This is a genomic window from Bacillus proteolyticus (assembly GCF_001884065.1).
GTDB lineage: Bacteria > Bacillota > Bacilli > Bacillales > Bacillaceae_G > Bacillus_A > Bacillus_A proteolyticus.
The window spans coordinates 1-10174 of sequence record NZ_MACH01000031.1; the positions used below are offsets into that span (position 1 = coordinate 1).

Sequence of the window (10174 nt, forward strand, 5' to 3'; positions counted from 1 at the left end):
AAAATTCTCAATCGTACTGCAGGTCCACTTACTGGGGTAGTTAGATCTTTTAGACTTGACGGTACAAGAACACTAATCGAACAGATAAACTTTAATGTGGCTGCTAATGCTTCTGAATTTATAAATCTAAGTTTAGTTCACTCTACTTTGGGGCAAGCGCTTCAATATGAAGTTGAAATTGTTCCTAATCAAAACGGTGGTTTATACAGTGTCTACGGAATAGCACCTGGTAATGTTATTATTGCTGCACAACGAGTTTTGAATTCAGAACTAACGCAGATTCTTTAGTTTTAAATAAGGGTGGGTTACCTAAAAAATAACCCACCCTTATTTAATTGTTGATAATCATAGATTAAGTGAATTAGATATAATTACTTCTTTAGTTGTAGTGTTTTGAATGTATACTTTTGTTGTATGTTTTGATGATATCAAGAGATTTTGTATGAATTTAATGTTTAAGGGAAAATGAATGTAAACTAATATCTAAAAGTTTACATTCGATAATAAATCAAAAAAGAGTCGTAATTATTTAGGATTCTTTTTTGATTTATTAAAGACTTTTGCCAAGCCCAACAGAACAAAAACAAGGGTGAATACACTTAAAACGCTATAATAATTAAAAAACTTTTTTATATAACGAATTGTCCCCCCATAGAAAACTACGAAGGGTCAATTTTTTCAAAGAGTATTCAAGAAAATTGGTTATATCTTATTTAGAATAATTATTTAAAAAATGAAGAGATGATGTTTTTAAACAAAATTATTGGATTTATAGGTTTTCGTTCTAACCAATTTATTAAATGAAATTTTGAGGTACACATTCACGAACACCAGAATTTTTCAATGAGTTAAATAAAGCTGCACTGATGATTAATATAACATTGTCATCAGTTCCATTTTCTAAATCATAGATTGCCCAGTATGAATTATCGACTGTAAAAATACATTTTCGTTCTAATTTAAATCCAGGTGGTACGGTTGGGAGTGTAGCAACTGGTACAACTAAAGGTGTATCTCCTTCATCTCTGATAAAATCGAAAGTTTGCTCGTCAATTTCGTAGATATTAACTGGATCAATTTCTACACCTTGATCTGGAATTGTAATTTCATCTTCAACTAATAAGAAAAAGCGTTCGTTTCGAAAATTGAAAAGGGATCTTGCTCCAATTTCAAAGGATGCCATTTTATATTCACCTCCTTAGCAACTTTTTCATAGATTTAAAGTCGCTTTTACATAGTATGTTAGATTAATAGATTTGGTTAAGGCATGTACCTTTATAAATTGAATTTAGGTAGAAGTCGTTGTGTATGTTGGTCAATCAAAACGGACCTAGTGAAGCGAAGGGAGTATTTGACTTGACCAACTGGACTACACCCAAACCCTCTTGGCACTGAACAAACTACCGTTTGTTCCTGCCAACCGGCGAGGGAGCCCCTCAAGGATTGAGGGGTTGGGGAGTTGGATAGAGGGGGGCTGGGGAAGAGTTCCCCAGTGGGTTTGGGCAAAGCCCAAGGTTTGTTTTTGCCATGCTAAGCATGGCTCGGCAACGCCGAAAAGCGTCGCAGACCCCTATTGATTTTGATATGTAGTGTCAAAATAAGTATAGAGTTACTCTAATTGACTCCATTTCGTCGCTTTGCTAGACTTATGGTATCAATTAATCTAGGGAAAGTGGTGGCACTTTATGTTGGGTTCTATCTCATTTAATCAATCTCATCAAAGTTCATTAAGCCATAATAACAGAGAAAATATTCATGGGAATCCTGGCATAGATCCAGCCAGGTTACACGAGAATATTTACTTTGTTCAAAAGGACATCCGAAGTGTATACAAGGATGTTTTTCAAGAAGCAGTGGACAAGTATAACGAGAAACAAAAACGGAATGACCGTAAGATTGATGACTACTATGACAAAATACATAAAGACGATAAGACACATGAGCAACGAGAATTGGTTGTAGCGATTGGGGAAGGCAAAGATGACCCAAAGTATAGGGAAGCTAAAAAGAAAGCGTTAAAACAGTATGCAGAAGCGTTTCAAGGACGAAATCCAAATCTAGCAGTTTATAATATGGTTTTGCATGATGATGAAGCCAATCCACATTTACATATTAACTATGTACCGAATTTTGAAAGTAGTCGAGGATTAACGAGGCGTGTCGGAATGGATAGAGCTTTGCAACAACAAGGTGTCGAAGGAAAGGGAAGAAAGTTAATTGAGCTTTGGAGAGAAGAGGAAACGGCTTATATTGAGCAATTAGCGAAAGAACACATTCCGAATTTTGAACGTGCCAATGTAGGTTCACATAAATACATGAAAGTCCGTCAATACAAGGAATATGCAGAAACAAAATCACTTGTTGAGAATCAAGTACAAGAAAAAGAAACGCAGTTACAAATGATTGATCATCATTTAAAAAACGTTGAAGAGAAAACAAATGAATTACAAGTAGAGAAAAAGAGTTTGGAAAGTGATGTTGTTGATACGTACAAAGAATTAGAGATAGTGAAACAACAAGTAGAGAGTGAAAGTGAAAAGCTGCAGTTAATTAACCAGTGTCATGTAGAGTTAGAAAAAAGAGTAAATCAAATGCAAAAAGAATTAGATAGTGTTAGGGATCAAGTACCAAATGAGCCTGTTGTGATTCCGTTTTTGCATAGAGAAGTAATAACAGAAGTACAAGATAAAATGTTTGGGAAAGCTGAAATTACAAAGAAACAGACAAGAAATTATGTATTATCACCGGAACAATATCAAGAATTTACAAAGGAAGTGAACGCGGCAGTTACTATCAAAAAGGATTATGAGCGTTTAAAAAAGACAGATTTTGTGAAAGAGAATGAGAGTTTAAAAGTGCATGCAGAGGGATGGATGAAAGAAAATCGAACATTGAAACAAGAAAAAAACCAGTTGCAAAAAGAAGTTGGTGTGTTAAATATAGAAATTAGCTCATTAAAAGCTCATATAAAGGGTTTGCAGACGAATATAAGAGTTTTGTATATACAAACGAAAAAAGTTCTTAAAGAGCAATTTAAGATGCTTAGAGGGATTGTTAAAAATGAATTGGATAGGAAGGGAATAGATAATCAATTTGAACGTGAACATAAGAAAGAAATAAGCAGACATCGAGATTTTGATAGGGAAAGATAAGAGTGATAATGATGAAAGTATTGAATTGCATGAGTCTGAAGAAGAAAAAGAGGGTTGAATGTTGTGTTTTTGTAAGAGACGGAAAGCTTTAACAAGGGGTTTCATGTTATTATAGAGAAAAACATACAAACGAGAAAAACCGCCCATGCTTTGGTCGGCAGGCGGTTTTTCATAATAAGGTTGGAATCAACCAATATATATTCTATATACATTCTAACATATAAAAGTTGATTCCTTCCACTAGGGGAGAGAATTATTTTATGACAAAAGTTGTAAATTTTGAACAAGCTGAAAAGAAGGCAAAAATAAGAGATAGTAAGATTGATAGTATTTATGACCAGTTGCAAGCCGGTGGTTACTCAGAAGAAGAGAAAGCAATGCTCTTGCAGTTATTAAGTAAAACAACTGGTGGAGATGAGTATTTCATAGGGAAAAAGAAAAAACCTACAGATCGGGTGAGGTTTGTGCAGCTAATTATGGATAACGTTAATTATCTTACTGAAATTGAGTATTTGAGTAGCAAGGAAGAAGCATTTTTATTTAAACTTGCTCCATATGTAGAATTTAAAACTAACGTTATTATTCAAAAAATTGATAAAGACAATGTAGATACAACTACTCCAGCATCACCTACATATTTAGCCGAACGTTTTAAAATGGCAAGAAAAAATGTTTCTTTAACGATGAATGGTTTATTTAAAAAAGGGGTTTTAGGAGTTGCAGACGCAGGAATAACAACAGAAGATGGTCGTGCATGCACAAGTCGTACATGGTTTGTAAATCCTAATATTATGTGTTGTAGTCCTAAAGATGGGATAGATAAAGCAACTCAACATATTTTTAGAAATTCATTAAGGAACTTTAAAATTGATGAGTCTAAGAAAAAATATAAATTACCAATCTACTTATTTTAGATGTCAAATTCTCATTGACATCTTTTTTTTATTATGTTTTTCCTTTTTTTAGGTGTTACGAAAAAGTAACACAGGTGTTACGAAAAAGTAACACCCCATATGCTATAAACCCTTGGTATTACTGACTTTTTTTATTTTCTCTATCTCACTCTTATATATAGAGCTAAAAGTTCCGCAAGGAACGGGTCGTATTTTTGAAAAAATCATTCAAAAATCTCCACCCTCAATATCAAAAAGAAAAGGCTACGGCCTTTTCTTTTTGATATTGTCCTTGCAAAACTTTTTTCGGCTCGTGTGCTTTTCTCGCCAAGCCGACAGACAAAAAGCAAAGCAATGGTTCTCGACTTGGACAAGCAAGTATACGAGCCGAACCGCTTCGATCATTCGTTTCAAAATGGTCCTTATTCACAAAATAGATACGTAATACGTGGGGTTTCGCCCCCACACGACGAGCCAACACTCTAGCCAAAAAGCAAATTTCAAACCAAAAGATAAGAACAAAACTACGCTAAGCAAAAAATAAAATGAGCTGCCTATATGGACAGCTCATTTACATAATTCTCGTTCTCGGAAGTTGATCTTGTAGCGTTCTTTCTCGTAATTCACTATGTTTTCCAAAGAAAATAGTGAAAGGTAAGGCGATGAATACATTTACAAAATGACAAAACTGTAAGAATACACGAATGTTTGTAAGAAAGTTCGATGTTTTCCTTTTTCTTTTTTTATTATAGTGAAAAAGAAGAACGAAATATTCTCTTATGTAGGAAAGGAAGATAATAATGATTGATCTATTAAATAAATGGATGTTAGAAAGTACAGGCAATTTTAATATCGTTGTAGGACTTACAGCACTTCTATTTTTGGGTTCAGTAATTGCACTTATTATTATTTACAAAAAAATTGGTAAACCAGATGAAAGAACAAATCCTATTTATTTTAAAATTATTTCTTGTATGTTTACTACTCAAATTCTAATGAATTGCATATTTATTTCTTTAGTTGGTAAAGATATCGAGAATTTCCGTCAAATCTTTATATTATTTGAAGCCTTTGTATTCTTCGTTGGAGCTATTTATTCGTTTAAATTATATAGACAGGAATACAAATAATTCACTTATAAGAAACAATAAAAAACAGTAGTGATTTTATACACTACTGTTTTTTATTGTTCATTTTCAAATGTAAACTCTTCATTTTTAGTTAACTGTATATTCTATACATATGAGGTTAACATAACGTCTCATTATCGGTAGCAAATAGTTTGTTAGAATCCTTGTTTTTATAAGGTTTCTTGTCTTCATGTCTATCTATCTCATATACAAGATTTTATACATTGTTGTTGTAGCGGGGATTCTAGGGATCTTTGCTATTTTCTTTTTTTCTTTTTTTGTATAAAAATTTGTATAAATTATTAGATTGGTAGATGCAAAAGAAAACGTTATGTAGCAACTATAGAACGGCTGATAGCAGCTATGAATAAGAAGAACATAACACTAGAACAAGCTATAAACTTAGTAATATCAAGTACTGAAGAAATTGACATAGCAACTGTTGCTATAGGTAGCGTAGCAGACATAGAACAGAAGGAATCATTTTGAAGTTGTTCTTTTTAGTGAATAAATTTAATAAAAAAGAAAGAAGAATTTTTTAGGATTCTTCTTTCTTTTTGGTGCATGAAGATTTTTAATTAGTTGCGACCAACTCGTACTTGTTGAGTTTGTAATACTTTTAAAGTAAGATCAAGAACGATTTTTTCACGTAATTTGTCAAATTCTTTTTCATGATTTTTATCACATGAATCATCATGACCATGACCATAATCATCATCATGATCACATGGTGAAAAATCAAGTTCATAAAATTCTGCACTAATTAATTCACAGAATGGTTGTTCATTATAGAAAACATTATTTTCAAAGAAGAATTTGTCTAGACGAGGAACATCAGTGTTTTTTGGATTAATGAAACGAGCCTTATTTTCCGAAGTAAAGGCTAACATTGGGAAAGAAAGAAAGTCATTTCGAGTTAAATCAGCAAAACCAGAGAATCGAACTTTTGCAATTTTATCATGAATGACGCCATTGCAGTCTTTAGCAGCATATTCAATATTTTTACGAATGAAACCTTCTACAAACAATTTTGCTCTTGTTACTTGCCAATATCCTGTTTCACCAATTGGCTCATATTCAACAGGTACTAGTTTACATTGTTGTAAAAATACATCTTTTAATACTCTTTTAATTTCTACTGCTGGTGGATGAAGTGGAATATTTGCTTCGACTACAATTTGAAGCGTTCTTTCTGCTAATACAACTGGAATTTTAACTATTGGATTGTTTGTAAGAACAGGCTGTGCTGGAGTATCACTGAATGGAGTTTGTGTTTCTGATTTAACCTTACAATCTTTATGATGATCATCAGAATAATAGTCTTCTTGTTGATTCAATTAAAAAAACCTCCGTTTATTTTTTATTTAAAAGTATCTGCTTTAACATAATATTTAATATATCTATTTGTGTGAGGGCATGTATAATAGTGGTTTTTCTCATTTTGAAATATAATAAGCTAAATTAGATTAATAAAATTAATGTTTTTTGTATTAGACTTTACTTAGTATGTGTTTTCGTTAAAATTTTGGTCGGTTTTCTTATATTTTAAAAAAGATAAATAATACTAAAGTTAATTGCACTATTTTGAATAAGAAAACATAGATTATAGTGTGAGACGAGTAGTGGTGCACTTGTTTACGATTATATTCAAATCTCCTTGGAAAGAAAGGAAGTTACTAATAGGTTTCCTTTCTTTTTTGAATATAATGGATATTGTTTTAGATGATTTGAAAGTAAATTTAAGTTAAAATATATAAATACATAAATATTAGTTAGTGGCTGTAAAAGGTAATAAAAACATTTCTTTAAATTTGAAAAAAAGGTGTTACCTTTCTAAAGAAGGAAAACACTATATAGCAACTAAAGAACAGCTTAGAGCAGAGGGAGGACAAATTATGGCTCAAACTTATTGGGGATCAGAGGTAGCCAAGAACTTAGGGATTGGCTCAAGTACTTTACGTAAATATTGCCTTGCCCTGGAAGAAGCCGGGTATCCTTTTGAGCGAGGTAATAATAATTCTAGAGTCTTTTTTCATAAAGACGTAGCAACTATAGAACGGCTAATAGCAGTTATGAACAAGAAGAGTATAACACTAGAACAGGCTGTAAATTTAGTGATATCAAGTGTTGAAGAAAATGAGGTAGCAACTGTTGCTACGGATAGTGTAGCAGACACAGAACACATAAAAGTATTAGTAGAACGTATAGAACGATTGGAACAACTTAATTTAGAGTTGATCCAAAGATTGGATCAACAAAGTAAACTTTTACAGGAAAAAGATACTCAACGAATAATAAGAGAAAAACAAAGAGATGTTCAATTAATGCAGGTATTAAAAGAAATACAGGATAGCAATCGCTTAATAGCAGCTTCAGAACAGAAGAAGTCATTTTGGAGTCGCCTGTTTGGTAAATAAATTAAAATCTAATGATAAAGAGATTTTTGCTTTTTATTTGAAAAAAGATAAGAAGTGAGCTTTTTGTTTATTATTAATAATGATATTGAATTTTTAGCACTATAAATGTTAGTCAAGCATATATTGTAGTATTGGAATAGGTTTCGCTCACTTATTTCATTTTATTTTATAATTTCTTTTAAAAGAACATCAACGGGCATTGGTGTTCTTTTTAAGTAGGTTGATTTTGAAAAATAAGAAGTTTTCTTTGTTTTAAATTTGTACTTGTTGTACTTGTAAAACTTTTAAAGTAAGGTCTAATACAATTTTTTCACGAAGAGTATCAAATGGTTCGTTTAAGTTTGTTAGACAAGGTGAAAAGTCTAATCCAACAAATTGAGCACTGATTAATTCGCAATATGGTTGTTTGTTATAAAAAACTGTATTTTCGAAGGAATATTTTTCTAAATGTGGTAAATCAACGTTTTTAGGATTAATAAAATGAGATGTAGTATCTGAGGAAGCAGCTATTAAAGCTAGAGATAGAAAATCATCCTCTATTAGATCTGCAAAACCAGAAAATGGAACATTTACAATGCGGTTATATATAACTCTATTACATTCATCATTTGCATATTCAATATTTTTACGAATATATCCTTGTAAAAATAATTTAGCTTTTGTAACTAGGCGGTAATTTGTACCTGGTATTGGAGTAAATGCTAGAGGAATTAACTTACCTTTTGTCAAAAATACGTTGTTTGTTAAGATACGTTTAATTTCAATTGCTGGAGGATCTAATGAAATATTGGATTCTACAACAATTTGAATTGTTCTTTCAGCTAATACAACTGGTATTTGTACAATAGGTGCTTCTGTAGTAATAATTGGTGCTGTAATTCCATTATTTAATGATGCTCGAGTTTGTCCTACCACATGACATGATACATTAATTGGACATTGCTCACTCATGTTATTTAATCTCCTTTTTGAAATTATTTTAGATTTTTAAAACTGTTTAATGCCAATGTATTTATTTTTTTCATTTATGTATATGTATGTATAACAGCTTTTGCAATTTGTTTATTGAAGTTAATTAATTAACTACAGACAATAATATATGATTATCTGCAGTTCATTAATTATACATATGAATAAATCAATAAAATATTATTATAAAAAAAGAGTGATACGTGAATTATTAGGAAAAAGAGTATATCATTGCTATAGCGAATATATTTTTGAGGTGAGACGCTATGAAGACGCTATATGGTCCTGGCGACGTGGCAGAGTAATTAGGTATCCGATCTAGTACATTACGTAAGTATGCTGATGTATTAGAAAAAGAGGGTTATACTTTCATAAAGAATGAACGTGGGCATAGGAAGTATAGAGAAAGTGATGTAATGGTGTTTCGTAAGGTTATTAAGCTAAAGAACGACACAGACATGATATTAGAAAACGCCACAAAACAAATAGTATCATGGCATCAAGGCGTTGAGGTATTGCCATTAGAGCGACACGAAATTGAGCGCTATGAAGAATCGGATTTCAACGCTACAACGCTACAGACGATGCTTCCAGATCAAAACGAGGTCATTGAAAAGCAAAATGAATTACTACAAGAATTAAACAAACGTTTAGTTGAACAAGACCAGCGATTTGCACAAAGAGAATCAGAGTTATTGAGCGCTATACAAACGATACAGGAATCCCAAACGCTTATAGCGACGAATACTAGCGAAGACGTAGCGAATAATCAGGGACGCGCTGAAATGCTCATGCAAACAATAAGGGAAGTCCAGGAAGTTAAGAAGATGATTGCAGCAAGTAAAGATAAGAAATGGTATGATTTTTGGAAATAATTTTTTGAAATTTGATTAATTATTTTTCGCCACCTCTAAAAAATATAGAAAAATGAATATAAAAGTAAAGTTTAGAGTCATATGAGAACCCTGAACTTTTTTGGATACTACTGATAATCGGATTTTATGTGAACTAAATCTTAGGAAGAAGGAATTGAAAATGAATAAGAAATGTCCTAATTGTGGTTTTACAGAAATCAGGCAAGATTCATTAGATGTCCAAGCATGTTTAAGACTTATTAGTACGAATAACCTTTTTAATCAATTTTCAAGTGTGATTGCTGATGTTTGCACGGAGTGTGGTAACATTTTATCTATGAAAGCAGAACATCCAGAGTATTTTAAATTGGATAAATAAAAATTACTGATAATACAGATTATGTGAACGGAAAATCCCTTTAGAAGGAAGATCTAAAGGGATTTTTTTATAGATTTTGAGATACATGGACTGCTGATAAGTGGTGTTATGTAAACTTTATTTTTATTTTTAAAACGAATTGGTTAATTGATTTGGATCATTTTAATAAAATATTGAATACTATGAAACTATAATCTATAGGTTATTAATCTATTAATTTAGTAGGAGGTGAATTTAAAATGCCTTTCTCTACTGGTCCAATTGAAAATGTAGGAAATCAGCCTACTAATGCAACTAGAGCTAGGGTTAAAATTCTCAATCGTACTGCAGGTCCACTTACTGGGGTAGTTAGATCTTTTAGACTTGACGGTACAAGAACA

At 31.8% G+C, this 10174-nt stretch carries 11 protein-coding genes and 1 pseudogene; 8 read left to right on the forward strand and 4 right to left on the reverse strand.

Features of this window, described 5'->3' with window-relative positions; all coding sequences use genetic code 11:
* Positions 1-288 (forward strand): ATPase (locus BAQ49_RS03865; RefSeq protein WP_071744259.1); only part of this gene is annotated, 288 nt, incomplete at its 5' end.
* A 508-nt stretch (positions 289-796) separates the two neighbouring features.
* Here BAQ49_RS03865 and BAQ49_RS03870 read toward each other — a convergent pair.
* Complete coding sequence (locus BAQ49_RS03870; RefSeq protein WP_071744260.1) at positions 797-1183, reverse strand: spore coat protein; 387 nt, start codon at positions 1181-1183, stop codon at positions 797-799.
* Positions 1184-1685: 502 nt separating this feature from the next.
* Between BAQ49_RS03870 and BAQ49_RS03880 the strand changes: the two genes are divergently transcribed.
* Positions 1686-3152 carry a plasmid recombination protein gene (locus BAQ49_RS03880; RefSeq protein ID WP_071744261.1) on the forward strand — a complete coding sequence of 489 codons (1467 nt, stop codon included), beginning with the start codon at positions 1686-1688 and terminating at the stop codon, positions 3150-3152.
* A gap of 260 nt (positions 3153-3412) precedes the next feature.
* Complete coding sequence (locus BAQ49_RS03885; protein ID WP_071744262.1) at positions 3413-4066, forward strand: MarR family transcriptional regulator; 654 nt, start codon at positions 3413-3415, stop codon at positions 4064-4066.
* A 229-nt stretch (positions 4067-4295) separates the two neighbouring features.
* Here the strand turns inward: BAQ49_RS03885 and BAQ49_RS03890 are convergent, their stop codons facing one another.
* Positions 4296-4475, reverse strand: a complete 180-nt coding sequence (locus tag BAQ49_RS03890) for a hypothetical protein (RefSeq protein ID WP_244159071.1) — start codon at positions 4473-4475, stop codon at positions 4296-4298.
* A 370-nt stretch (positions 4476-4845) separates the two neighbouring features.
* On the opposite strand from BAQ49_RS03890, the gene BAQ49_RS03900 reads away from it, so the two are divergent.
* On the forward strand, positions 4846-5175 hold the full coding sequence (locus BAQ49_RS03900; RefSeq protein ID WP_001970498.1) for a hypothetical protein: 330 nt from the start codon (positions 4846-4848) through the stop codon (positions 5173-5175).
* Positions 5176-5753: 578 nt separating this feature from the next.
* Here the strand turns inward: BAQ49_RS03900 and BAQ49_RS03910 are convergent.
* Positions 5754-6512, reverse strand: a complete 759-nt coding sequence (locus tag BAQ49_RS03910) for a CsxC family protein (RefSeq protein ID WP_071744266.1) — start codon at positions 6510-6512, stop codon at positions 5754-5756.
* A 558-nt stretch (positions 6513-7070) separates the two neighbouring features.
* On the opposite strand from BAQ49_RS03910, the gene BAQ49_RS03915 reads away from it, so the two are divergent.
* Positions 7071-7592 (forward strand): DUF3967 domain-containing protein, encoded by a 522-nt coding sequence (locus BAQ49_RS03915; protein ID WP_071744267.1) that lies wholly within the window; start codon positions 7071-7073, stop codon positions 7590-7592.
* Positions 7593-7844: 252 nt separating this feature from the next.
* On the opposite strand, the gene BAQ49_RS03920 is transcribed toward BAQ49_RS03915, so the two are convergent.
* On the reverse strand, positions 7845-8543 hold the full coding sequence (locus BAQ49_RS03920) for a CsxC family protein (protein ID WP_071744268.1): 699 nt from the start codon (positions 8541-8543) through the stop codon (positions 7845-7847).
* A 329-nt stretch (positions 8544-8872) separates the two neighbouring features.
* On the opposite strand from BAQ49_RS03920, the gene BAQ49_RS03925 reads away from it, so the two are divergent.
* The 3 genes and pseudogenes from BAQ49_RS03925 to BAQ49_RS03935 all read left to right on the forward strand — a co-directional run.
* Positions 8873-9436, forward strand: a complete 564-nt coding sequence (locus BAQ49_RS03925; RefSeq protein ID WP_244159072.1) for a DUF3967 domain-containing protein — start codon at positions 8873-8875, stop codon at positions 9434-9436.
* Positions 9437-9596: 160 nt separating this feature from the next.
* The gene (locus tag BAQ49_RS03930; protein WP_071744269.1) at positions 9597-9794 is read left to right on the forward strand and encodes a hypothetical protein; all 198 of its coding nucleotides are present in this window, start codon (positions 9597-9599) and stop codon (positions 9792-9794) included.
* Positions 9795-10033: 239 nt separating this feature from the next.
* A pseudogene (locus BAQ49_RS03935) lies at positions 10034-10174 on the forward strand (ATPase); the annotation flags it as partial.